The organism is Microbacterium sp. Leaf159, from assembly GCF_001423615.1.
Taxonomy (GTDB): Bacteria; Actinomycetota; Actinomycetes; order Actinomycetales; family Microbacteriaceae; genus Microbacterium.
This window is the reverse complement of the sequence record NZ_LMOU01000001.1, coordinates 2,346,862-2,369,698: the sequence shown is the minus strand read 5'-3', so window position 1 is coordinate 2,369,698 and position 22,837 is coordinate 2,346,862. Positions and strand designations below refer to the sequence as shown.

Here is a 22,837-nt window from a genome sequence, read left to right as displayed (position 1 = left end):
GCGACAGCACCCGACGCTTTTCTGTCAGAGCTTCGGCGATGTCGGCACTGTCCGGCATGATGTGAGGCAGTGGCCTGGAGGGGGTTGGTGCTCGATGTCTTATGACCTCGATGTGTATGGCAAGGTCTCGCTGACGACGAGGGAACTGGTCAAGGTCGTCACGGCAGACTGGGGGCTGAAGGCGCAGGTCGATCGAGGGTCGAACACGATCCTGTCGGTCGACCACAAACGCCCTCGCCGCATGGCGTTCGGGCTCGACGGGCCGATGCAGATCGACGCGGAAGACCTCCCCGAGGGTGTCCCTCAGGTCGCGGGGGCGACGGTGCTCTACAGCATCCATGTCTCCTACGACGTGCAGACAGGTCCCGAAGGATTCTCCGCGACGGCCGACGACACGAGCGTGACGGCGGCGGTCGCCTTCGCATCCCGGCTCGCGGAGCGCATCGGCGGCACGGTCGTCGACCCGCAGCAGGAGGTGGCCCGTCCGGTTGCGGAGGCTCAGGTGGTCGAGTCACCGCCAGAGACATGGATGCACTTCGCATGGTTCCGATTGAAAGACGGCAGCGTCGACTTCGCGCGTGACTATCTCGAGAGTGCGCGATATCGCTTCCCGCTCGCGGTGCCCGTGCGTTTCGGAACCTACGAGCCGATGCAGGGGCGGCTTCCCCGCGACCCCGACGAGGCCTTCTTCGAGGTCTTCGCGCAGGAGTGCGGAGTGTCGAGCCTGATGTTCGTCAATGGTCAGAAGGTCTCGGGGAGCATCTCCGGCTGGTCGCGCGATATCAGGATGCGGTATCACAGCGTTCGCGTCTCGATTCGTCTCGACGCGATCGAGAAGGCAGGACTCCTGTCCGCCGTGGAGGACTTCCTGATCGATGTGGCGACACGCTCGCGGAGCTTCTTCGCGTTCGTCGAACTGAATCACAGCTGGCTCGCGACCGCAGATTTCCCCCACTTCGAGGGCGGATGGAGCGGTCTACCGGCGAGGGCTCAGTGGTTGACGTGGTTCGGCACGGAGTATGCGCCCTTGGTGCGCCCCCACCTGTCAGTGAGCAACGTCACGGAACATAAGGGTGGTTTCTCCCATCGTTGGGTGGATGCTCCGACGCTGAACTCGGAGTGGGGCGCGCCGATGGTCGGCGGCACCTGGATCGATCCGCGGTTCGTCCCCACGGTGCAGGGCAGTGACGTCCTCGCCCCGGCGGTGACGGTACCATCGCAGCTCCGTGCTCCCGAACCCGGCTCTCCCGAGGCCCAACGCCTGGAAACCCTGTTCGCGGCGAACCGCGCGAAGTCGCGACCGGTATGAGCGACTCGGTTTCGGCATACAACGCATCCCTGGTCGCTGAGATCGCGTGTCAGTACGACCGTCGTGGATCGGGCGAAGCAGACCTCGTCGAGTTCGAGAGCTTCGTCGCATCACGGGTCGGACTGTTCGAGAGGGACGGCTCGGGTGTTCGAGACGCGACTTCTGCGCTCGTCGCGGAGTTGGAGCACATCCGCTACACCTCGGACATCGAGCACCAGGAGATCGCGCGTGCAGTCGACGGGTACCTCGTGACCTTCGCCCGTCCACAGACCCGAAACGGCCGCGAAACAGCCCTTCGGTAGGATGGAGTCGCCCGACAAGGGCCAGCTCATCAGCCGGTGCAAACCCGGCGAAAGCAAGGGGGATACCCATGCCAGGAATCGTTATCGTCGGCGTCCAGTGGGGCGATGAGGGCAAGGGCAAGGCCACCGACCTGCTCGGCGAGCGCACCGACTGGGTCGTCAAGTTCAACGGCGGCAACAACGCGGGCCACACGGTCGTGGTCGGCAACGAGAAGTACGCCCTGCACCTGCTGCCTTCGGGCATCCTGTCGCCCGGGGTCACCCCGGTGATCGGCAACGGCGTCGTGATCGACCTCGAGGTGCTCTTCAGCGAGCTCGAGGCCCTCGGCGGCCGCGGCATCGACGTCTCGCGTCTCAAGGTGAGCGCCAACGCGCACATCATCACCCAGTACCACCGCACGCTCGACAAGGTCACCGAGCGCTTCCTCGGCAAGCGCATGATCGGCACGACCGGCCGCGGCATCGGTCCGGCGTACGCCGACAAGATCAACCGCGTCGGCATCCGCGTGCAGGATCTGTTCGACGAGAACATCCTGCGCCAGAAGGTCGAGGGCGCGCTCGACCAGAAGAACCACCTGCTGGTGAAGATCTTCAACCGTCGTGCGATCACGGCCGACGAGATCGTCGAAGACCTGCTGTCGTACGCCGAGCGCCTGCGTCCCATGGTCGCCGACACCGGCTACCTGCTCGACGAAGCGCTGCACCGCGGCGAGGTCGTCGTGTTCGAGGGCGGCCAGGCCACCATGCTCGACGTCGACCACGGTACCTACCCGTTCGTCACGTCGTCGTCGGCGACCGCCGGTGGCGCGTCGACCGGCTCGGGCGTCGGACCCGGTGCGCTCGATCGCATCGTCGGCATCGTCAAGGCGTACACGACCCGTGTCGGCTCGGGTCCGTTCCCGACCGAGCTGTTCGACGAGCAGGGTGAGTGGCTGCGCTCGCGCGGCTTCGAGTTCGGCACGACCACCGGCCGTCCTCGTCGCGTCGGCTGGTACGACGCGCCCATCACGCGCTACGCGACCCGCGTCAACGGCATCACCGACCTGGTGCTCACCAAGCTCGACATCCTGACGGGCCTCGAGCAGATCCCGGTCTGCGTCGCCTACGACGTAGACGGTCGGCGCTTCGACGAGGTGCCGGTCAACCAGACCGACTTCCACCACGCGGCCCCTGTGCTCGAGTACTTCCCCGGCTGGAGCGAAGACATCTCGACCGCGCGCACATTCGACGACCTGCCCAAGAACGCACAGGACTACGTGATCGCGCTCGAGGGCATGAGCAACACTCGCATCTCGGTCATCGGCGTCGGCCCCGAGCGCGATCAGGTCATCGTGCGCCACGACCTGCTCGACTGAGCGCGCCGTGACTCGGTTCTGGCTCGGCGGGTACGGCCCCGCAATGGACGGTTCCGCCGACGGCATCGGCCTGTTGGCGGGCGACTCCGACAGGCAGACCGCCCTCGAGTACCGCGGCGCGGTCACGAAGACCCCGTCGCCCTCGTGGCTGGCGCAGCATCCGACCCTCGACGTCGTGTACGCGGCGCTCGAGGGGGATGCCGCGGTGCAGGCGTTCTCGCGGAGCGGTGAATCGACGCTGCGGCCGCTGGGGGAACCCGTCGAGGCGGGCGACTCCGTCTGCCATGTGGCCGTCTCCCCCAGCGGATCGTGGCTGATCGCGAGCTGCTACGGCGACGGACGTGTCGTCCGCATCGGCATCGACGCCCAGGGGCACCTGATCCCGGATGCCGTGAACAAGGCCGCCGAGCTGCGCGCGGCGCTCCTCGGCGAGCCGATCGAGACGGCGCCGCCCGCGGGGGTCGCCGCCGCAGCATCCGATCCGTACTCCGGTGAACTCACGGCCGGCGGAGAGGCGCGCGTCTCGCATGCGCACGCCTCGGCGTTCCTGCCCGACGGCCGCATCGCCACGACCGACCTGGGCTTCGATCTCGTGCGGATCTGGCGTCAGACCGCCGGCGGGCTCGCGCTCGATCACGAGGTCGTGCTGCCGCTCGGCACCGGCCCCCGGCATATGGTCGTGCACCCCAGCGGTCATCTGCACGTCGTCACCGAGTACTCGTGCGAGGTGTTCACGCTCGCCGCGAGCCGAGACGGCACGTGGGGGGTGGCGTCGTCGGTGATGGCGAGCCCGATCGCCGAGATCGGCGTGGACTTCCCCGCCGAGCTCGCCCGCACACGCGATGCGCAGTTCCTCTACACGGCGCTCCGCGGCAGCAACACGATCGCGGCCCTGCGCGTGCGCGGGGGAGGCGAGAGCCTCGAGCCGATCGCGCTCGCCGACTCGGGCGTCGACTGGCCGCGGCATCACCTCGTGCACCAGGGCAAGCTCTTGGTCGCCGGGCAGCGCTCCGACACCGTCGCGCTGCTCGACCTCGATGAGCGCACGGGGGCGCCGCTCGGCATCCGTCACACCGCCCAGGCGCCGACGCCGACGCACTTCCTGCCGGTTCGCTGACGCGCGCTCGCTGAACCCCGCTTGACCTCAACTTTTGTTGAGGTTCTACGGTCGTGCCTATGACCACCGACACGGGTGGGGCGCAGACCGCGAAGGTCGCCGCCCCCGGCATCATGAGCGGCGCGTACCTCTGGATCACCATCGGCGCCTGCGCGCTCGTCTTCCTCGGGGCGTTCGAATCGCTCGCCGTCACGACCGTGATGCCGGCGGTGAGCATCGACCTCGCCGGGGAGCGGCTGTATGCGCTGGCATTCGCGGGTCCGCTGGCGACGGGCGTGATCGGCATGGTCGTCGCGGGCAATTGGGCGGATCGCCGCGGACCGGTCGCGCCGCTGTACGCCTCGGTCGCGCTGTTCGTCGTCGGGCTCCTGGTGGCCGGATTCGCGCCGACCATGGAGGTGCTCGTCGCCGGGCGCTTCGCTCAGGGCCTCGGCAACGGCGGGCTGATGGTCGCGCTCTATGTGGTCGTCGCACGCGTCTACCCGCGCTCGCTGCACCCCGCGATCTTCGCCGGATTCGCGGCGGCATGGGTCGTGCCCTCGCTCGTCGGACCGACCGTGGCCGGAGCCGTCACCGAACTGTGGAGCTGGCACTGGGTGTTCCTCGGCGTCGTCTTCCTGGTGGTCCCCGCCCTGCTGATGGTCGTTCCCGCTCTCCGCGGGCTGTCGGGCGACGGCGATGCCGCGACGCCGTGGGCGTTCGGCCGGATCGGGTGGTCGGTGCTCGCAGCGGTCGCCGTGCTCGTCCTCAACCTCGTCGGCGACATCCCCGGTGCCGGCCCCGTGCTCGCCGCCGCAGCCGTCGTCGTGGCGCTCGTCGCGGTGCGGGCGCTGCTGCCCGCCGGAACCCTGCGCGCCCGACGAGGGCTGCCCTCGGTGCTGCTCGTCCGCGGACTCGCGGCTGCCGGGTTCTTCGGCGCTCAGGTGTACATCCCCTACCTGCTGACTGAGCGCTACGAGGTCTCGCCCACGATCGCAGGGCTGTCCCTCACCGGCGGGGCGCTCGCGTGGTCGGCCTCCGCCACCGTGCAGGGGCGCATGGGGGTGCGGCTCTCGAGCGTCGCCGCCGTGCGCATCGGCACGATCCTCGTCGTCGCGGGGATCGTGCTCGCGCTCGCCGCGGCGGTGCTCACCGCGCCGGTCGTCGTCATCATCGTCGCGTGGATCGTCGCCGGGGCGGGTATGGGGCTGATGAGTCCGCGGACCAGCGCCCTGACCCTCGAGATGTCCGCCCCCGAGAATCAGGGCTTCAACAGCGCGGCCATGACGGTGGCCGACTCCTTCGGAAGTGCGCTCGCGCTGGCGATCACGGGAGTGCTGTTCACCGGTCTCGCATCCATCGCCGACCCGTTCGTCGCGGTGTTCGCCCTCGCCGGCGTCATCGCGCTGGCCGCGGCGGTGCTCGCTCCTCGCGTCATACCGCGCGGCGTGTGACCTCCGTCTTTCACGACTCAGCATGGATCGGCGCGGCTGAGCCGAGATCGGGCGGTTCCGGGCGGATGCGGCCCGTTCGTGCTGAGTTGTGAACCGGAGCGGGTCGAACCGGCCCGCGACGCGCCCGGAGTGCGCTTGCACACCGCCCGGCGGAACACCACCCCGTGACTCGACGTTGGTCTTGAGGAAGACTGGGCGACGGAGAGGTGCACCTCATGACTGCTGAGAAGACCGACGAATACGACCTGATCGTGCTGGGCGGAGGACCGGTGGGCGAGAACGTCGCCGACCGTGCCGTGCAGGACGGGCTGACCGCGATCATCGTCGAGAGCGAGCTGGTGGGCGGCGAGTGCTCGTACTGGGCGTGCATGCCGTCGAAGGCGCTGCTGCGCTCGGGCCAGGCGCTGCGCGCGGCGCAGAAGGTCAAGGGCGCGGCCGAGGCGGTCACGGGAAAGCTCGACGTGCGGGCGGTGTTCGACCGCCGCGACTCGTTCACGAGCAACTGGTCGGATGACGGTCAGGTGAAGTGGCTCGACTCGGCCGGCATCGACCTGGCCCGAGGGCACGGCCGGCTCACGGGTGAGCGCGAGGTGACGGTGACGGATGCCGACGGCGGCACCCGCGTGCTGCGCGCCCGCCACGCGGTCGCCATCAGCACCGGTTCGGATGCCGTGATCCCGCCGATCGAGGGCCTTCGCGAGGCCTCTCCCTGGACCAGCCGCGAGGCGACCAGCGCTGAGGAGCTGCCGGAGTCGCTCGCCGTGATCGGCGGAGGAGTGGTCGCGGTCGAGATGGCGACGGCGTACGCGGCCCTCGGATCGACGGTGACGATCATCGCCCGCAGCGGTCTGCTCGGCGCGATGGAGCCGTTCGCGGGCGAGCGCGTCGCGGCGGGGTTGACGGAGCTCGGCGTCGACGTGCGCACCGACACCGGCACCACGCGCGTCACGCGCGGTGATGACGGCGTGACGATCGTGCTCGACGACGACACGACGATCACTGCGGCAGAGGTTCTCGTCGCGACCGGGCGCTCGCCCCGCAGCGGAGACATCGGCCTCGATGTCGTGGGCCTCGAGCCCGGACGCTGGATCACGGTCGACGACACGCTGCGCGTGCCGGGCTCCGACTGGCTCTACGCGGTCGGCGATGTCAACGGCCGTGTGCTGCTCACGCACCAGGGCAAGTACCAGGCGCGTGCGGCCGGAGATGTGATCGCGGCACGTGCTCAGGGCGCGGATGTCGACGACCAGCCCTGGGGCAAGCACGTGGCGACTGCCGACAAGTCCGCGGCTCCGCAGGTGACGTTCTCGTTCCCCGAGGTCGCATCGGTCGGGCAGACCGAGGCCGAGGCACGCAAGGCAGGGTTCGACGTCGCGGTGATCGACTACGACCTCGGCGGGGTGGCCGGAGCGAGCCTCTACGAGGACGGCTTCGAGGGCCAGGCCCGGATCGTGATCGACAAGGATCGCGACGTGATCATCGGTGCGACGTTCGTCGGGCCCGAGGTGGCCGAGCTGGTGCAGACGGCGACCGTCGCGATCGTCGGCGAGGTGCCGATCGCCCGGCTCTGGCATGCGGTTCCGGCCTACCCGACGATCAGCGAGGTCTGGCTGCGGCTGCTGGAGGGCTACGGACGGGATTCTGCATGATCTCCCGAACCATCCGTTCCGGCATCCGCTCCGAACAGAGGGGGAGGCCTCGGGGTCGATCGGCGAGCCCGGAGCAGGATTGTTTCTCATATTGACGACCCGGAGCGCAAGCCCGGGGCGGATGTCGCACACGTCTTATACGCTCGAACCCACATCCGAGGAGGCAGGACCATGAAGGCTGTACTCGCAGGAACCGTCATCGCTGAAGCCGACGAGAGCGATCTCGCGCGCATCGAGGGCAACTGGTACTTCCCACCCGCATCGATCACTGAGGGCGCGCTCGTCGAGAGCCCGACCCAGTACACATGCCCGTGGAAGGGCGCGGCCCAGTACTTCTCGGTGCAGGCCGGAGGCGAGCTGCACACCGACTACGCCTGGTCGTACCCGACTCCGTTCCCGAGCGCGTTCGACCGCGTCGGCAAGGACTTCTCGGGCTTCGTCGCCTTCGACCCGCGGGTCGAAGTCTCCGCATGACCTCTGTATGCCGCAACCGGGGCGCTGATGCCCGTCTCGTCGATCGACCGACCGGAGAGTAATAGTGATCGAGTTCCGCAACGTCACCAAGCAGTTCCCCGATGGTACGACCGCCGTCAAGGACTTCAGCCTGGTGCTGCCGTCACGCAAGACGACGGTGTTCGTCGGATCCTCGGGATGCGGCAAGACCACTCTGCTGCGCATGATCAACCGGATGGTCGAGCCGACCTCCGGCGAGGTCGAGATCGACGGCGAGAGCGTGCTCGGCGGCGACCCCGTCGCACTGCGCCGCAGCATCGGCTACGTGATGCAGAACTCCGGTCTGATGCCGCACTTCACGGTGATCGACAACGTCGCCACCGTCCTGCGACTGACCGGTGTGAAGAAGGGCCCCGCGCACGAGCGTGCGCGTGAGCTGCTGAAGACTGTCGGCCTCGACCAGTCGCTGGCTGAGCGATACCCGAGTCAGCTCTCGGGCGGTCAGCAGCAGCGTGTGGGTGTGGCGCGTGGTCTCGCGGCCGATCCGAACATCCTCCTGATGGACGAGCCGTTCGGCGCAGTCGACCCGATCGTGCGTGCCGACCTGCAGCAGGAGACGCTCCGTCTGCAGCACGAGCTCGACAAGACGGTCGTGTTCGTCACGCACGACATCGACGAGGCGTTCCTGCTCGGCGACCAGGTCGTGATCCTCGACAAGGGTGCGCGGATCGTGCAGGTGGGCAGCCCGAGCGAGATCATCGAGAACCCGGCCGACGACTTCGTCGCATCCTTCATCGGAGCTGACCGCGGCCGCCGGGCGCTGCACCTCAAGGAGACACCGCACGGCACCGTCGTGGTCGACTCCGAGGGGCGTACCCAGGGTGCGATCGTGGCCGAGGCCGAGAAGGCCGACGGCCCTCTCGCAGGACCGGATGCCGCCGCCCTCGGCGCTGTGCGGAGCGATCGTACGTGAACTGGGTCGTCGACAACCTCGGGTTGATCTTCGAGCTGACTCTGGTGCACCTGCGTCAGAGCATCATCCCGATCGTGCTCGGATTCGTGCTGTCGCTGCCGCTCGGCTGGGTCGCCTGGCGGTTCCGCCTCGTGCGCGGACCCATCATCGTGCTCACCGGGCTGCTGTACACGATCCCGTCGCTCGCTCTGCTCATCCTGCTGCCGTCGGTGGCGGGGTACTCGGCTCGAAGCGAGACGAACCTCGTGATCGCGCTCACGATCTACGCGATCGCTATCCTGGTGCGCGCCGTCTCCGACGGGCTCGACTCGGTCGACGATGATGTGCGCCAGGCGGCCACCGCCACAGGGTTCGCATCGTTCCGGCGGTTCTGGGCCGTGGAGTTCCCGCTGGCAGGGCCGGTGATCCTGGCGGGCCTGCGCGTGACGGCGGTCAGCACCATCTCGCTCGCGACCGTCGGCATCCTGATCGGGGTGACCAACCTCGGGTACCTCTTCACGAACGGCCTCGACCGACGCATCATCGCCGAGGTCTTCGCCGGTGTGGTCGCCGTCGTGATCATCGCGCTCGTGATCGACCTTCTCCTGCTGCTCGCCGGCCGCGCGCTCATGCCGTGGACCCGTGCGGCATCGCGCAAGGTCGCCTCTCGGGCCGTCGTGGTGGGAGCTCCCGCATGAACCTCTTCGCAGAGGCCTTCGCCTGGATGCTCGCCCCCGCTCAGTGGACGGGGAACTACGCACTGCCGAAGCTCCTGGCGGAGCACCTGGTGCTGACGGCGGTCTCGGTGCTGATCGCCGCGGTGATCGCCGTGCCCATCGGCTGGCTCATCGGGCACACGGGCAAGGGGCGCGAGGTCGCCGTCGCGATCTCGGGCGCGGCGCGCGCGATTCCGGCGTTCGGCCTCATGATCCTCCTGGTGCTTCTGCTCGGCGTGCTCCGCGTGCCCGAAGCCGCCGTCATCACCTTCGTGCTGCTCGCGATCCCCTCGCTGCTCGCGGGCGCGTACACCGGGCTCGAGGCGATCGACCGGCGGGTGCTCGACTCGGCCAAGGCGATGGGCATGACCGGCTGGCAGATCTTCTGGAAGGTCGAGGTGCCCCTCGGGCTCCCTCTGCTCGTCGGCGGCATCCGCTCGGCCCTCCTGCAGGTCATCGCGACCGTCACGATCGCCGCGTATGTGAACCTCGGCGGACTCGGATGGCCGATCATCCAGGGCATTCCGCTGCAGAAGTTCGATCAGGTGCTCGCCGGCGCCATCCTCGTCGCCACGCTCGCGCTGCTGGTCGACCTCCTGCTCGCCGCAGCTCAGCACGCCGCAGTGCCGGCCGGGCTTCGTGCGGGTCGGCCGACCCGTCGCCGGTCGCGCGACCTCACCCCCGCCGCGGCCCCAGCCACCGCCTGACCGCGCGTCGATCTCCGTCCCTCACAGCCGTAGTCCCACACAGCAGCAGTCCCCACAGCAGTCCCAGAGAAGAGGAAAGTCCATGTTCACAGCACGAGGCAAGCGCTCTGTCTTCGCCGTCGGTCTTGTCGCCGCGGCAGCACTCGCCCTGTCCGCCTGCTCGTCGAGCAACCCGCTCGACGAGCCGTCCGAGTCGAGCGAGGGTTCCGGCAGCGGCGACACGATCGTCGTCGGCTCGCAGGCGTACTACTCCAACGAGATCATCGCCGAGATCTACGCTCAGGCGCTTGAAGCCGCGGGCTTCGACGTCGAGAAGCAGCTCAGCATCGGCCAGCGCGACGCGTACATGCCCGACGTCGAGTCCGGCGAGATCAACGTGTTCCCCGAGTACACGGGCAGCCTGCTCGAGTACATCTCGGATGACGAGATCGACGTCACCAGCCCCGACGACGTCTACGCGGCGCTGCAGGATGCTCTGCCCGAGAGCCTCACGGCCCTCGACTTCGCCGAGGCGACCGACCAGGACTCCTACACGGTGCTCAAGAGCTTCGCCGAGGAGAACGACCTGAAGACCATCGGCGACCTCTCGAAGGTCACCTCTCAGGTCACGATCGGTGCGGCTCCCGAGTTCGAGCAGCGTCCGTACAGCCCGGCCAAGGCCAAGGAGGTCTATGGCGTCGACCTGGCGTTCTCGGCCACCGGCCCGACCACGCTCGAGTCGCTGCTCGCCGGCCAGATCCAGGTCGCGGACATCTACACCGCCGACCCGGCCTTCGAGACCGAGGAGATCGTCGCTCTCGAAGACCCCGAGAACCTGATCATCTCGTCGAACGTCGTGCCGATCGTCTCGAGCGACATCGCTGACGACGTGTCGGACGTGCTCAACGCCATCAGCGCCAAGCTGACCGGCGAGGAGCTGGTCGCGCTCAACGTGCTGAGCACGGTCGACCAGCAGTCGTCGGCCGACATCGCCAAGAAGTGGCTCGAGGACAACGACCTCGTCTGATCGCGAGCGGTTCTCATGAGAAGTGCCCGGGCCCCTCAGGGGTCCGGGCACTTCTGCGTGCGAGGCGCGCTCGTGTCGCGGTGGGGCTAGACCCGGGCATCCTGCCGCGGGATCAGCACCTGCTTGATGATGATGAGGATCGACGCCGCGACCGGCACCGCCACGAGCGCACCGAGCAGTCCGAGCAGCGTGCCGCCGGCGAGAGCGCCGATCACGACGAGCGAGCCGGGGATCGAGATGGCACGGTTCATCACGCGCGGCGTGATCACGTACGCCTCGATCTGCATGTAGACGAGGTAGATGATCGCGAACACGAGCGCCGCGATCGGGTTGGTGAACAGTGCGAGGGTCGTGCCGATGATCCAGAACAGCACGGATCCGACGAGCGGGATCAGCGTGATGCAGAACGCGACCGTGGCCATCAGCGGGGGGAACGGCAGGCCCAGGAAGAAGTACAGCAGGAAGGCCAGCACCGCGTTGCAGAACGCGAGCACCACCATGCCCATGACGTAACCGCCGACGGAGTCGGTGATCTGATCGGTGATGTCTCCGGCGCGGGCACGGTCGCGCGCGGGGGCGAGGCGCAGCAGGCCGGACTTGATCGACGGGAGCGTTGCGAGGAAGTACAGCGTGAGCACCAGCACCACGATGATGCCCGAGATGGCACTCGCGATGGAGGCGCCGACCTGCAGGGCGCCGCCGCCGATCGCCGCGATGTTGCCGGGGTCGGTGAGGAACTTCTGCACATCGGACACCAGAGACTCGAACTGGTCGCCGAACTGGTCCTCGAGGGTCGCGTAGATGTCGCTGCGCATGAACTCCTGGATCATGCCGGGCACCGAGCGGATGAAGCTCGCGATCTGCTCGATCACGACCGGCAGCACCATCCAGATGACGAGGCCCGCGACGACGATGAGCCCGAGGATCGCGACGACCACCGAGATCGCGCGCGAGAGGCCGCGCTTCTCGAGGAACCGCACCGTGGGATCGAGTCCGAGAGCAGCGAACAGGGCGAGGGCGATGTAGATGATCACCGTCGACAGGTTCGCCACGGCCAGGCCGAGCACGATGGCGGCGAGGCCGCCGAGTGTCACGAGGAATCCGAAGACGAAGGGGCGATCGATGCGGGTCCAGAACGACCGGCTCGGCGTCATCGGCTCGACGACGCCGGTGCGCACGCCATGCGAAGTGCCCTGATCGAGGCGGGTGGTCGTCGCGACGGCGGGAGACTCGGATGCCGCGGTTCCGGCGGATGCATCGGGAGTCGAGGTCGGATGCTCGGGCTGCGGGGACGGGTCGGATGCGGCGGCGGACGCCCTCGACGACGGTTCCTGCTCTTCTCGGCTCATGTGCTCACGATAGCGTCCGTCCGAGCGTCGCCCCGGGAGGCACCCCCCGTGCGGGGTGGGGTCGTTCTGCCGCGTGTTTCCGTAGAGTAGGGGGCATGACCGCCGCCGAAGACCCCCGGGCTGAACTCCTCCGACTGCGCTCGAGCATCGACAACATCGACGCCGCACTCATCTTCATGCTCGCCGAGCGCTTCCGCGCCACGCAGCAGGTCGGGCAGCTCAAGGCCGAGCACGAGATGCCGGCATCCGATCCGGGCCGTGAAGAGCAGCAGGTCGCACGCCTCAAGGCTCTTGCCGAGGATGCGCACCTCGACCCGGAGTTCGCCGAGAAGTGGTTCAACTTCGTGGTGGCCGAGGTGATCCGCCATCACACGGAAGCCGCCGAAGGGCGATGATCCGGCCTTCCGGGCGAGTGACAGTGTGTGCAGCACTCACCCGCCCGGGGACCGAACTAAGTTTATTGAATAAACTATGACCGAGGCTACGCAGAACTCCCTGGTCTGTCAATCAATTCCGACAACGGGACCGGCTCCATGCTGAACGGCGACGACGCACTCGACACGCAGGCCTCGGTCCGCCGCGCAAACCTGCGTCGGGCGCTCCAGCTGGTGTTCCGCAGCCCCGGCACTCAGACGAGGGCAGGCATCGCTCGGGCCACCGGTCTCACCGCAGCCACGGCCTCGTCTCTGGTCGCCGAGCTCATCGAACTCCAGCTGATCGTGGAGGGCGCACAGGCTGCCAGCACCGGCGGAAAGCGGGCCACGACGCTCAGCATCGATGCGGCTCATCACCTCATCCTGGTGCTCGTCATCCGGCCGACCGACGCGCGCATCGCGCTGGTCGGTCTCGACGGCGCAGAGGTCGAGACGCGCAGGGTCGGCTATTCGTCGGAATCACGGGATCGGGTGCTCGACGACGCGCTCGCCGAGATCGCGACCACGCACCGCGACCGTCTGCTCGTCGCAGGGGTGCAGCTGCCAGGCACGACCGATGGACGCCGTGTGTTCGAGAGTGTGCAGCTCGGCTGGACCGATGTCGCTCTCGCCGACCGCTTCCAGGCGCTGCTCGGCGTCCCGGTGCTCCTCGTCAACGACGTGGACGCCGAGGCGATCGCCGAGTCGGCCAGAGAGGACGAGTCGGCGGGGCACCGGCTGTTCATCCACATCGGCACCGGGATCGGGGCGGCGGTGACCCTCGACGGCGAGCTCGCCCCGGGGCCCCGCGACCGCGCGGGGGAGATCGGGCACGTTCAGGTGCAGTTCGGCGGCGACGCGCGGGCGTGCCGGTGCGGGCGGCAGGGGTGCCTGGAATCCGTGGCATCGATGACCGCCATGCTCGGCGACGACTTCGACGATGCGATGGATGCCGAGGCGATCGAAGGCCTCGCCGCCGCGGCCGACGCGGATCGGCTGGCCGACGGGGCGCGGTCGCTGGCTCGCACGATCAAGCTCATCGCGGCGGTGCTCGACGCCGCCGAGGTCGTGATCGGCGGCCCGGCTCGTGCACTCGGCGACCCGTTCCTCCGGCTCGTGCAGGCAGAGATCGACTACACCGCCACGGGCACTGCGAACGTGCCCGTGCGCTACGCCGACGCGGACGCCTCGATCTCCACCGGCGTCGCTCAGGTGGCGCTGTCGAGCGCGTTGGGCGTGCGATGGAGCCCGGCGCAGCTGCGCGCGGCATCCGCTCCGGCATCCTGATCGAACTCTGATTCCCGGCGCACTTCGCGTCGCGACCGGAGTGCTGATCGGGTGGGACCAGGTGGCGCGAAGTGCGGCGACCGCGACCGCGCTCCCGCCGAACTTTTCGTGAGACGACGATGCGGAGCGCCACCGGGGGTGACGCTCCGCATCTGTTCCGCAGGGTCTATTTGACGCTGCCGGCGGTGAGGCCGCCGACGAGGCGCTTCTCGATGAGCATGAAGAGGATCACGACGGGCAGGATCGCGACGATCGAGACGCCGAACACGTACTGCCAGCTGGTCTCGTACTGTCCGACGAACTTGGTCAGCGCGACCGAGAGCGGCTGGTTCTTGTCGGTCGACAGGATCACGAGCGATGCGGCGAACTCGTTCCAGCAGGCGACGAACGTGAACACGATCGCCGTCACGATGCCGGGCCAGACGAGTGGCAGGTTGATCTTGAACAGCACGGTGAAGCGTCCTGCGCCGTCGATCTGCGCTGCTTCGTCGATCTCCTTGGGGATGCCGGCGAAGAACGAGTGCATGATCCACACCGCGAACGACAGGTTGAAGGCGGCGTTGATGAAGATCATGGCGGCCCACGTGTCGCCGAGGCCGAGGGTCGTGAACTGGCGGAACAGGCCGGAAGTGAGGACGGCGGGCTGGAGCATCTGCGTCACGATCACCAGGAACAGGAACACCATGCGTCCGGGGAACTTGAACCGTGCGGTGTAGTACGCCGCGGGCAGCGAGACGAGCAGCACGAGCAGAGTCGCGAACACGGCGATGATGATCGTCGAGATCAGGTTGTACGGCAGCGGTGTCTCGGGGGTCGACCACATCGAGATGTAGTTCTCCCAGTGCCACTCGATCGGCAGGTAGGTCGGGTCGACCGAGCGGATCTGTGACTTCGTCTTCACGGAGCCGAAGAACATGATCAGATACGGCAGCACGAAGATCGCGAGCACGAGTATGCCGGCGGCCATGCGCAGGATGACGCGGGGCAGCGTCACCTGGTCTTCGGTGTAGCGGCGCTTGCGCCCGGGGATGCGGGGAGCGGGCTCGGAGCCGGCGGTGGTGACGAGGGCGGTCTCGGTCAGGGTCATGATCAGACCTCCTTCATGGGCTTGACGGCCTTGACGTAGATCGCGACGATCACGATCACGATCAGGAAGGCCACGACCGACAGTGCACTGGCGACGTCGACCTTCTTCTGCAGCTCGATGTACTTGAAGATCATCGTCATGATCGTGTCGGCGCCGTAGCCCGGGATCGACCCGGTCATGACCTTGAGGATCGGCAGCGAGTTGAACACGTTGATGATGTTGATGAGGATCGCGACCGCGAGGGCGCTGCGCAGCTGCGGCACGACGACGGTCCAATAGGTGCGGGTGGGGCCTGCGCCGTCCATCTTCGCGGCCTCGAGGGTGTCGGCCGGAACCGTCTGCAGGCCCGCGAGGATCGTGTAGGTCGTGAAGGGCAGCGAGACGAAGATCGCGATCACGATCGACCACGCGAAGGCGGTGGCCGGGTTCTTGGTCCAGCCGTACCCGACGGCGTCATCGGACAGGCCGATGTCGTAGAGGAACTTGTTGAAGACCCCGAAGTACGGCTCGAGGCTGTAGTAGAACACCATGGTCGTCATCACGACGGATGCCGCCCACGGCACGATCACGGCCATGCGCACGATCTGCCGACCCGGGAAGGCCTTGTTCAGGATCTGCGCGAGTCCGAGCGAGATGAGCACCGTGAAGGTCACCACCGCGACGACCCAGATGATCGTTCGGAAGATGATCGGCCAGAACTCGGCGAACGTGAAGACCGTCACGAAGTTGTCGAAGCCGACCGAGCCCTTGTCGAGGCCCGACAGCGAGATGTCACGGGTGGAGTTGAAGAACATCACCCCGGCGGGGAACAGCACCACGCCGATGATGAGGAGCAGGGCGGGGGCGATCCAGGGCAGTGCCTGGAGCAGGTCCTTTCCTCCGGGCTTGCCGCGGGCGGCGCCCGATCGGCGGCCCGGGGTGCGGGGGCGGCCGGTGGCCGCCCCCGCGAGGTTCGGTGATTCTTTCGTCTGGCTCATGGAATATCCGAACCTCTCCGTCGCTTGGTGTGGGGCAGGTCGGCGGGGCTCAGCCCGCGTCGACCTGTGCCTGGATCTCGGTCAGGACATCCTGCGCGGACTTCGTCTGCAGCTGGCCGAACAGCGACTTGAAGGCGCCGTCGGTGGCCGACCACTTCTCGTTCGTCGACGGGTAGAACTGGGCGTCGGGCAGCACGTCGAGGAACGGCTTGAGGGCCTCCTCGCCGGCGAGCTGCTCGGCACCGGACTTGGTGACGGGAAGGAAGCCCTCGGCCTGCACCCACGGCACGTACACGTCTGCCGAGTAGTAGTAGTCGAAGAAGGCGGTGATCGCCTCCTGCTTGTCACCGTCGTTCTGGAACGCCATCAGCTGGTCCATGACGCCGAGCGTGAACGGCGAGCCGTCCTTCGTCGGGATCGGGACGATGGAGTAATCGAGCTCGGGGTTGCCCTCCTCGATCTGGCCCACTGTCGGGGGCAGACCCACCTGCATGCCGATCTTGCCCTGGATGAAGATGTCCATCAGGGGCGAGCGCTGCGTCGAGCCGGGGTCGGCCTGCGTGGCGCCTGCGTCGATCATCTTCTTGATCTGCTCGGCACCTTCGAGGTTCTCGGGGGTGTCGATCGTGATCTCGGACGCGTCGCCGAACGAGCCGCCGCCGCCCCAGAGCCACACGGCCGCCTCGGCCTGCGCCTCTTCGGAACCGAGCGGCATGCCGTAGCCGGCCACGCCGCCGCCGAGCGCCGACACCTTGGTCGCGGCATCCAGGAGCTCGTCCCAGGTCTTCGGCGCCTCGACGCCGGCCTGCTCGAGCAGTGCGTTGTTGACGAACAGCGCACGCGCCGACGCGATCAGCGGCAGGGCGTAGGCGGTGCCGTCGACCTCGGCGTTCGCGAGGAAGGCGTCCTGGAAGTCGGAGTACGTGTCTTCCGAGACGACGTCCTCGACCGGGTAGAGCAGCTCGTCGCCGACGAACCCGGCGAACGGACCGCCGTTGTAGATGTCAGGGGCCTCGCCGGCCTGGATCTTGGTGGAGACGACCTTCTCGAGGTTGTCCCAGGACTGCACCTCGAGGTCGACCTTGATGTCGGGATTCTCCTTCTCGAACCCGTCGATCACGTCTTCCCACAGGCCCTTGGTGGCGTCGGAGTAGCTGGGGACGAGGAGGTTGAGAGTGGTCTCGCCCTCAGCATCTCCACCGCCGCCGGTCGAGCCGCCGAACCCGCACGAAGCGAGCGTGAGAGTGGCGGTTGCCGCCAGGGCAACGGCGCCGAATCGCAGTGACTTCTTCATGTGTATTGCATTCCTCACTGTGTAGGTGGTGCACAGTCGCAAGCACAACTCACGCGACGGTGCGTGTGATCGCCTTCCCTTGGTGGCTGGGCGATCGGTCAAGCCGGGTCGGCTCGGAGAACCCTCCATGGACCGGGTCGCCGGAGGGGCGGTGGAACTTGTTCGATTATTTGTCAGGAGAATAAACAAATCAAGAGGAACCTTGCGAGATTTCCTTGTGTCGAAATACTATGATCGAATCAGCATCGAAACAATCACAAACTTGCAACATCTGGTCCGGAGGGCCCGACATGACCGAACTTCTGCCCGGCGCACACATGCGCGAAGAGCTCACCTCGCAGCCCGAGACCTGGGCTCGCGCCGCCGATCTTCGCGATGCACAGGCACTGCTGCCCGCATCCGGAGCCCGCATCGCCGTCGTCGGCTGCGGCACGTCGTGGTTCATGGCCCAGTCGTATGCGTTCCTGCGTGAGACCTCGGGTCAGGGCGAGACCGACGCGTTCGCGGCATCCGAGGCCTTCGTCGACCGCGGCTACGACGCCGTCGTCGCGCTGACGCGTTCCGGCACGACGACAGAGGTGCTCGAACTGGTCGACCGCATCAAGGGCCGCGTTCCCACGATCGGCGTGATCGGTGACGAGACCTCGCCGCTCGTCTCTCTCGTCGACGAGGCCGTGCTGCTGCCCTTCGCCGATGAGAAGTCGGTCGTGCAGACCCGCTTCGCCACCACCGCCCTCGCGCTGTTCCGCGCCTCGCTCGGAGAAGACCTCACCGGCGCGATCGAGGATGCCGCTGCCGTGCTCGCCGCCGACTATGACGACGAGCTCCGCGACGCCGAGCAGTACTCGTTCCTCGGCCGCGGCTGGACCGTGGGCCTCGCGCATGAGGCCGCACTGAAGATGCGCGAGTCGTCGCAGTCATGGACCGAGTCGTACTCGTCGATGGAGTACCGCCACGGCCCGATCGCGATCGCCGCGCCCGGCCGCGTCACCTGGCAGTTCGGCGAGGCGCCCGAGGGTCTGGCCGCGCAGGTCGAGGCCACGGGTGCGCGCTTCGTGCAGCATCCGATCGACCCCCTGGCCGACCTCGTGCGTCTGCACCGCGTGGCACTCGACCGTGCCGTCGCCCGCGGACTCGACCCCGACCAGCCGCGCAACCTCACGCGATCCGTCATCCTGGATGCATGACCCGACCCACTCGCGGAGCAGTCGATGACCAGGCCTGAGGATGCGGAGAGCATCTCCGATGTCGTGAGCGATGTCGTGAGCGACGCGTCGGGCGAGCGGCTCGCCGCAGCGCGGACGATCGGTGTGGGCGCACCCGTGCTCGCGTTCGACGTCGGGGGCACCGACATCAAATCGGCGCTGTTCGACGCCGAAGGCACCGCCCTGGGCCTGCGACGCACGCCGACTCCGGTCGCCGACGGCGACCGCACCGAGGTGCTCATCGAGCGCCTCGGTGCGCTCGCCGCCGAACTGCAGGCCGATCACCCCGGCGTCGTGCCGCAGGCGGTCGGGCTGGTGGTGCCGGGGATCGTCGACGCGGATGCCGGACTCGGCGTGTTCGCCAGCAACCTCGGCTGGCACGATTCCCCGCTGCGCGATCTCGCCTCGGCGAAGCTCGGGCTCCCCGTGGCGTTCGACCATGACGTGCGTGCGGCGAGCTGGGCGGAGCATCGTCTGGGCGGCGCCCGTGCCTACTCGAACTCGGTGGTGCTCGTCATCGGCACCGGCATCGCGGGTGCTCTGCTCGTGGGGGGAGAGCCCTACACGGCAGGCGGGTACGCGGGCGAGATCGGCCACTCGCCGATCGCCGACGGCCCCGTCTGCGCGTGCGGCGCCCGAGGCTGTCTCGAAGCCGTCGCGTCCGCGGGGGCGATCGCACGCCGGTATCGCGAGGCGACGGGCACCCAGCCCGACGGCGCGAAGGACGTGATCGCGCGAGCCGCGGCCGGCGACCGCATCGCGTCCGAGATCTGGAACTCGGCACTCGACGCCCTCACTCTCTCGCTCGCCCAGCTCACCGCGGTCGTCGCACCGGAGGCCATCGTGATCGGCGGCGGCCTCTCCCGCGCGGGCGGCGCGCTCTTCGACGAGCTGCGAGCCCGGCTCGCTGAGCGGTTGAGCTTCCATCGTCTTCCCGAACTCGTGCCAGCCGAGCTGTCGGGCAACGCCGGCATCCTCGGAGCCGCGCTGCGCGCGAGGGAGCTCGCATGATCCTCACCGTCACCCCCAACCCGGCGCTCGATCTCACCTGGCACGTCGATCGACTCGCGCTCGGAGAGACGCACAGGGCGGATGCCGGTGCCAGCCGTGCCGGCGGCAAGGGCCTCAACGTGGCGAGGGTCGCGCACGCCCAGGGTGCGTCGGTGCTGGCCGTCTCGACGGCCGGCGGACGCAGCGGTGTCGAACTCGCCGCCGAGCTCGGATCGAGCGGGGTGCCGCACCGACTCGTACCCGTGGTGGGCGCAACGCGACAGAGCATCGCGATCGTCGATCGGGAGCTCGGCGACACCACGATCGTGAACGAGCGCGGGGTGAACCCGACCGATCCCGAATGGGCGGCGCTGCTCGGCGAGGTCGTCGACGCCCTCCCCGGCGCGCAGGTGCTGGTGATCTCGGGCAGTCTTCCTCCCGGGGCGCCCGAGACGCTGCTGCCCCTCCTCATCGGTACGGCTCGGGATGCGGGCGTGCCCGTGATCGTCGACACCTCGGGCCCCGCTCTGCTGCTCGCGGCGGATGCCGGAGCATCCGTCGTCAAGCCCAACGCCGCCGAGCTCGTCGAGGCGACCGGTCTCACCGACCCCGTCGAGGGTGCTCGCTCGCTCATCGAGCGCGGCGTCGATCTCGTGCTGCTGTCGCTCGGAGCCGACGGGATGCTCGCGGTCACGGCATCCGACGTGCTGCACGCGCGCCTCGACGCCCCGCTCGCCGGCAACCCCACCGGAGCCGGCGATGCCGGAGTCGCTGCCTGCGCGGTGCTCTACGCCGACGGCATCCGCGACCCCGAGAAGATCCTTCGTCGAGCGACCGCCTGGTCGGCCGCCGCCGTGCTCATGCCGCTCGCCGGCGAGATCTCCGACGACTGGGAGGCGCTCGAGTGCCGTCTCGTCGTCGCCCCCTTCATCCCCACCGTTCGAGAGGAACGTCTGTGACCCTGGTCTCCGCCCGTGAGCTGGTGACGGATGCCGCGACGCGCGGCACCGGCATCGGCGCGTTCAACGTGATCCACCTCGAGACCGCCGAGGGGCTGGTGCGTGCCTCCGCCGAGTCGGGGCTGCCGGTGATCCTGCAGATCTCGCAGAACTGCGCCGACTATCACGGTGCTCTCGAGCCGATCGCCCTGGCGACCCTCGCGATCGCCCGCCGGGCAGCGACGCCCGTCGCGGTGCACCTCGATCACGCCGAGCGACCCGAGCTCGTCGACGAGGCCATCGCCCTCGGATTCGGCTCGGTCATGTTCGACGGCGGGGCGCTGCCCTACGACGAGAACGTCGCGATCACCGCGGCCGTCGCCGAGCGCGCACACGCCGCCGGTGTCTACATCGAGGGCGAGCTGGGCGAGGTCGGCGGCAAAGACGGAGCCCATGCGCCGGGAGTGCGCACCGACCCCGACGAGGCGCGGGCGTTCGTCGCCGCGACCGGCGTCGACGCGCTCGCCGTTGCCGTCGGTTCGTCGCACGCGATGACCGACCGCACGGCATCCCTCGACCTCGATCTGATCGCCCGTCTGCGCGAGGCGCTGCCCGTGCCCCTCGTGCTGCACGGCTCATCGGGCGTCGCCGACGCGGTCATCGCCGACGCGGTGCGCGCGGGTATGACCAAGATCAACGTCTCGACGCACCTGAACGGCTTCTTCACCCGGGCGATCCGCTCGACGCTCGACGGCGACCAGAAGCTCGTCGACTCGCGCAAGTACCTGACGCCGGCCCGTGGCGCACTCGCCGGCGAAGCCGCACGGATGCTGCGACTGTTCGCCCTCGAGGCCGCCGAGGTGGCGGGGTGAGCTGCGCTGACCGAGGCAGGATGGTGACATGAAACGCGCCGCCCGCCTGAACGCGATCCTCGACCTGCTGGCCGCCGACGGCGAGGTCAACGTCGACGAGCTCGTCGAGCGCTTCGGAGCCTCCGCCGCCACCACCCGCCGCGATCTCGATTCGCTCGCCGAGCAGCGCCTGCTCACCCGCACGCACGGCGGCGCGGTCGCCCATTCCGTCGCCTACGAGCTGCCGATCCGCTACAAGAGCCACCAGCGCTCGCAGCAGAAGGAGAGCATCGCACAGGCCGCCGCAGCACTCGTCGCGCCGGGCATGGTGGTCGGGCTCTCCGGTGGAACGACGACCACGGCGATCGCTGCGGCGCTCGCCGCGAGGGACGACCTCGCGGCCGGCCCCGGCATCACCGTCGTCACCAACGCCGTGAACATCGCTGCACAGCTCGCGACGCGCCCCGACATCAAGGTCGTCGTGACGGGCGGAGTGATCCACTCGCGCAGCTACGAACTCGTCGGGCCGTTCGTCGAGCAGCTGCTGCGAGGCGTGCGCCTCGACATCGCCTTCATCGGCGTCAACGGCATGGATGCCGAGGCCGGCGCCACCACGCAGGATGAACGCGAGGCCGCCGTGAACCGGATGATGGCCGAACGTGCTCGTCGAGCGGTGGTCGTCACCGACAGCAGCAAGCTCGGCACCGTCGCGTTCGCGGCCGTCGGCGGCTCGGAGCTGTTCCCCGTCCTCCTCACCGACGACGGCGCGGACGCCGCATCCCTCGCCGCCCTCCGTGCAGCCGGCTACGAGGTGCTGACCGCCTGATCCTGCGTCGACGCCTGCGGACTGAAATATCGGGACGCTGCGTAATGAAATAACGAATGATCAGTCTCTTATGTGGGATCAGCTGCGCAAACGACGTGGGATCCGCAGCTCTGGGGGCTCATCATGAACAAGGTTCTTTCGTCGCGCCGTGCCGCGCGATTCGGCGTCGCTGCTGTCTCGGTCGCGGTGGCAGGTGCAGGTGTGCTGATGGGTGTCACTCCGGCCAACGCAGCATCCCCATCCATCACGAACGTCGTGACGCGATCGTGCGCGGCCGATGATTCGGTGACGATGACCTGGAACATCGGCGCCATGCCTCTCAGCACTTCAGTGCAGGTGAACACCGCGTACCTGCAAGCCGCAGACGGGTCTCTCGTCACTGCGGATGGAACCATGAGCGCCGCGATGTCGTCGGCAGCGGACGGTACGAGCCTGCTCACGGTCGCCGGCATCGATGATGAGGCGCAACGAGTGCACGCGCTCATCATCATCGATGGTGACATCTTCCTCGGAGTTGCCGGCGACATCGAGATCGACTGCCCTGTTGCGGTCGAGCCCGAGGTTCCGGTGGAGCCCGCGGTGCCGGTGGAGCCCGTGGTGCCGGTGGAGCCCGTGGTGCCG

The 22,837-nt window shown here is 68.3% G+C and carries 22 protein-coding genes; 18 read left to right on the top strand and 4 right to left on the bottom strand.

Annotated features, from left to right (window positions below):
* Positions 1-94 precede the first annotated feature (94 nt).
* The 11 genes from ASF80_RS11165 to ASF80_RS11115 all read left to right on the top strand — a co-directional run bounded on the left by ASF80_RS11165 (position 95) and on the right by ASF80_RS11115 (position 10,999).
* On the top strand, positions 95-1,309 hold the full coding sequence (locus ASF80_RS11165; RefSeq protein WP_056310765.1) for a hypothetical protein: 1,215 nt from the start codon (positions 95-97) through the stop codon (positions 1,307-1,309).
* Positions 1,306-1,611, top strand: coding sequence for a hypothetical protein (locus tag ASF80_RS11160; RefSeq protein WP_056310763.1), 306 nt, complete (start codon positions 1,306-1,308; stop codon positions 1,609-1,611). The genes ASF80_RS11165 and ASF80_RS11160 overlap by 4 nt, the downstream gene beginning before the upstream one ends.
* Before the next feature lie 68 nt (positions 1,612-1,679).
* Positions 1,680-2,966 (top strand): adenylosuccinate synthase, encoded by a 1,287-nt coding sequence (locus tag ASF80_RS11155; RefSeq protein WP_056310761.1) that lies wholly within the window; start codon positions 1,680-1,682, stop codon positions 2,964-2,966.
* A gap of 43 nt (positions 2,967-3,009) precedes the next feature.
* Positions 3,010-4,083, top strand: a complete 1,074-nt coding sequence (locus tag ASF80_RS11150; protein WP_235559947.1) for a lactonase family protein — start codon at positions 3,010-3,012, stop codon at positions 4,081-4,083.
* 59 nt (positions 4,084-4,142) lie between these two features.
* On the top strand, positions 4,143-5,516 hold the full coding sequence (locus ASF80_RS11145; RefSeq protein WP_082488283.1) for an MFS transporter: 1,374 nt from the start codon (positions 4,143-4,145) through the stop codon (positions 5,514-5,516).
* A gap of 215 nt (positions 5,517-5,731) precedes the next feature.
* A complete protein-coding gene (locus ASF80_RS11140; RefSeq protein ID WP_056310757.1) occupies positions 5,732-7,165 on the top strand; it encodes a dihydrolipoyl dehydrogenase family protein in 1,434 nt (477 codons plus the stop codon).
* 171 nt (positions 7,166-7,336) lie between these two features.
* Positions 7,337-7,639 (top strand): DUF427 domain-containing protein, encoded by a 303-nt coding sequence (locus tag ASF80_RS11135; RefSeq protein ID WP_056310755.1) that lies wholly within the window; start codon positions 7,337-7,339, stop codon positions 7,637-7,639.
* Positions 7,640-7,703: 64 nt separating this feature from the next.
* Entirely contained in the window at positions 7,704-8,591 is an 888-nt protein-coding gene (locus tag ASF80_RS11130) for an ABC transporter ATP-binding protein (RefSeq protein ID WP_082488282.1), read from the top strand.
* Positions 8,588-9,268, top strand: coding sequence for an ABC transporter permease (locus tag ASF80_RS11125; RefSeq protein ID WP_056310752.1), 681 nt, complete (start codon positions 8,588-8,590; stop codon positions 9,266-9,268). The genes ASF80_RS11130 and ASF80_RS11125 overlap by 4 nt, the downstream gene beginning before the upstream one ends.
* Positions 9,265-9,993 carry an ABC transporter permease gene (locus ASF80_RS11120; RefSeq protein WP_056310750.1) on the top strand — a complete coding sequence of 243 codons (729 nt, stop codon included), beginning with the start codon at positions 9,265-9,267 and terminating at the stop codon, positions 9,991-9,993. The genes ASF80_RS11125 and ASF80_RS11120 overlap by 4 nt, the downstream gene beginning before the upstream one ends.
* Before the next feature lie 82 nt (positions 9,994-10,075).
* Positions 10,076-10,999, top strand: coding sequence for an ABC transporter substrate-binding protein (locus ASF80_RS11115; protein WP_056310748.1), 924 nt, complete (start codon positions 10,076-10,078; stop codon positions 10,997-10,999).
* A gap of 86 nt (positions 11,000-11,085) precedes the next feature.
* On the opposite strand, the gene ASF80_RS11110 is transcribed toward ASF80_RS11115, so the two are convergent.
* Positions 11,086-12,348 carry an AI-2E family transporter gene (locus tag ASF80_RS11110; RefSeq protein ID WP_056310746.1) on the bottom strand — a complete coding sequence of 421 codons (1,263 nt, stop codon included), beginning with the start codon at positions 12,346-12,348 and terminating at the stop codon, positions 11,086-11,088.
* A 95-nt stretch (positions 12,349-12,443) separates the two neighbouring features.
* On the opposite strand from ASF80_RS11110, the gene ASF80_RS11105 reads away from it, so the two are divergent.
* Both ASF80_RS11105 and ASF80_RS11100 read left to right on the top strand, forming a co-directional pair.
* A complete protein-coding gene (locus tag ASF80_RS11105) occupies positions 12,444-12,743 on the top strand; it encodes a chorismate mutase (RefSeq protein ID WP_042541193.1) in 300 nt (99 codons plus the stop codon).
* Between the two features lie 138 nt (positions 12,744-12,881).
* Positions 12,882-14,048, top strand: a complete 1,167-nt coding sequence (locus ASF80_RS11100; protein ID WP_056310744.1) for an ROK family protein — start codon at positions 12,882-12,884, stop codon at positions 14,046-14,048.
* 166 nt (positions 14,049-14,214) lie between these two features.
* On the opposite strand, the gene ASF80_RS11095 is transcribed toward ASF80_RS11100, so the two are convergent.
* The 3 genes from ASF80_RS11095 to ASF80_RS11085 are packed head-to-tail and all read right to left on the bottom strand — an operon-like array spanning position 14,215 to position 17,406.
* On the bottom strand, positions 14,215-15,135 hold the full coding sequence (locus ASF80_RS11095) for a carbohydrate ABC transporter permease (protein WP_200934771.1): 921 nt from the start codon (positions 15,133-15,135) through the stop codon (positions 14,215-14,217).
* Positions 15,136-15,137: 2 nt separating this feature from the next.
* Positions 15,138-16,112: a carbohydrate ABC transporter permease gene (locus ASF80_RS11090; RefSeq protein ID WP_056310742.1), complete on the bottom strand. Its 975-nt coding sequence runs from the start codon at positions 16,110-16,112 to the stop codon at positions 15,138-15,140.
* A 49-nt stretch (positions 16,113-16,161) separates the two neighbouring features.
* Positions 16,162-17,406, bottom strand: a complete 1,245-nt coding sequence (locus tag ASF80_RS11085; RefSeq protein WP_056310740.1) for an extracellular solute-binding protein — start codon at positions 17,404-17,406, stop codon at positions 16,162-16,164.
* Positions 17,407-17,696: 290 nt separating this feature from the next.
* Here ASF80_RS11085 and ASF80_RS11080 point away from each other — a divergent pair, with 290 nt between their 5' ends.
* The 5 genes from ASF80_RS11080 to ASF80_RS11060 are packed head-to-tail and all read left to right on the top strand — an operon-like array spanning position 17,697 to position 22,216.
* The gene (locus tag ASF80_RS11080; protein ID WP_056310738.1) at positions 17,697-18,593 is read left to right on the top strand and encodes an SIS domain-containing protein; all 897 of its coding nucleotides are present in this window, start codon (positions 17,697-17,699) and stop codon (positions 18,591-18,593) included.
* Positions 18,594-18,617: 24 nt separating this feature from the next.
* Positions 18,618-19,622 (top strand): ROK family protein, encoded by a 1,005-nt coding sequence (locus ASF80_RS11075; RefSeq protein ID WP_082488281.1) that lies wholly within the window; start codon positions 18,618-18,620, stop codon positions 19,620-19,622.
* Positions 19,619-20,560 carry a 1-phosphofructokinase family hexose kinase gene (locus tag ASF80_RS11070; RefSeq protein WP_056310736.1) on the top strand — a complete coding sequence of 314 codons (942 nt, stop codon included), beginning with the start codon at positions 19,619-19,621 and terminating at the stop codon, positions 20,558-20,560. The genes ASF80_RS11075 and ASF80_RS11070 overlap by 4 nt, the downstream gene beginning before the upstream one ends.
* Positions 20,557-21,411 (top strand): class II fructose-bisphosphate aldolase, encoded by an 855-nt coding sequence (locus ASF80_RS11065; protein WP_056310734.1) that lies wholly within the window; start codon positions 20,557-20,559, stop codon positions 21,409-21,411. Before ASF80_RS11070 ends, ASF80_RS11065 begins: the two co-directional genes overlap by 4 nt.
* A 28-nt stretch (positions 21,412-21,439) precedes the next feature.
* Positions 21,440-22,216, top strand: a complete 777-nt coding sequence (locus ASF80_RS11060; RefSeq protein ID WP_056310731.1) for a DeoR/GlpR family DNA-binding transcription regulator — start codon at positions 21,440-21,442, stop codon at positions 22,214-22,216.
* The last annotated feature ends 621 nt before the right edge of the window (positions 22,217-22,837 follow it).

Excerpts from the sequence above, each read along its gene's own strand:
- ASF80_RS11090 (WP_056310742.1), bottom strand. The coding sequence starts at position 16,112 with ATGAGCCAGACGAAAGAATCACCGAACCTCGCGGGGGCGGCCACCGGC.
- ASF80_RS11100 (WP_056310744.1), top strand. The coding sequence starts at position 12,882 with ATGCTGAACGGCGACGACGCACTCGACACGCAGGCCTCGGTCCGCCGC.
- ASF80_RS11120 (WP_056310750.1), top strand. The coding sequence starts at position 9,265 with ATGAACCTCTTCGCAGAGGCCTTCGCCTGGATGCTCGCCCCCGCTCAG.
- ASF80_RS11145 (WP_082488283.1), top strand. The coding sequence starts at position 4,143 with ATGACCACCGACACGGGTGGGGCGCAGACCGCGAAGGTCGCCGCCCCC.
- ASF80_RS11070 (WP_056310736.1), top strand. The coding sequence starts at position 19,619 with ATGATCCTCACCGTCACCCCCAACCCGGCGCTCGATCTCACCTGGCAC.
- ASF80_RS11115 (WP_056310748.1), top strand. The coding sequence starts at position 10,076 with ATGTTCACAGCACGAGGCAAGCGCTCTGTCTTCGCCGTCGGTCTTGTC.
- ASF80_RS11075 (WP_082488281.1), top strand. The coding sequence starts at position 18,618 with ATGACCAGGCCTGAGGATGCGGAGAGCATCTCCGATGTCGTGAGCGAT.
- ASF80_RS11060 (WP_056310731.1), top strand. The coding sequence starts at position 21,440 with ATGAAACGCGCCGCCCGCCTGAACGCGATCCTCGACCTGCTGGCCGCC.
- ASF80_RS11150 (WP_235559947.1), top strand. The coding sequence starts at position 3,010 with ATGGACGGTTCCGCCGACGGCATCGGCCTGTTGGCGGGCGACTCCGAC.
- ASF80_RS11160 (WP_056310763.1), top strand. The coding sequence starts at position 1,306 with ATGAGCGACTCGGTTTCGGCATACAACGCATCCCTGGTCGCTGAGATC.
- ASF80_RS11140 (WP_056310757.1), top strand. The coding sequence starts at position 5,732 with ATGACTGCTGAGAAGACCGACGAATACGACCTGATCGTGCTGGGCGGA.
- ASF80_RS11085 (WP_056310740.1), bottom strand. The coding sequence starts at position 17,406 with ATGAAGAAGTCACTGCGATTCGGCGCCGTTGCCCTGGCGGCAACCGCC.
- ASF80_RS11135 (WP_056310755.1), top strand. The coding sequence starts at position 7,337 with ATGAAGGCTGTACTCGCAGGAACCGTCATCGCTGAAGCCGACGAGAGC.
- ASF80_RS11080 (WP_056310738.1), top strand. The coding sequence starts at position 17,697 with ATGACCGAACTTCTGCCCGGCGCACACATGCGCGAAGAGCTCACCTCG.
- ASF80_RS11105 (WP_042541193.1), top strand. The coding sequence starts at position 12,444 with ATGACCGCCGCCGAAGACCCCCGGGCTGAACTCCTCCGACTGCGCTCG.
- ASF80_RS11165 (WP_056310765.1), top strand. The coding sequence starts at position 95 with ATGTCTTATGACCTCGATGTGTATGGCAAGGTCTCGCTGACGACGAGG.
- ASF80_RS11155 (WP_056310761.1), top strand. The coding sequence starts at position 1,680 with ATGCCAGGAATCGTTATCGTCGGCGTCCAGTGGGGCGATGAGGGCAAG.
- ASF80_RS11095 (WP_200934771.1), bottom strand. The coding sequence starts at position 15,135 with ATGACCCTGACCGAGACCGCCCTCGTCACCACCGCCGGCTCCGAGCCC.
- ASF80_RS11110 (WP_056310746.1), bottom strand. The coding sequence starts at position 12,348 with ATGAGCCGAGAAGAGCAGGAACCGTCGTCGAGGGCGTCCGCCGCCGCA.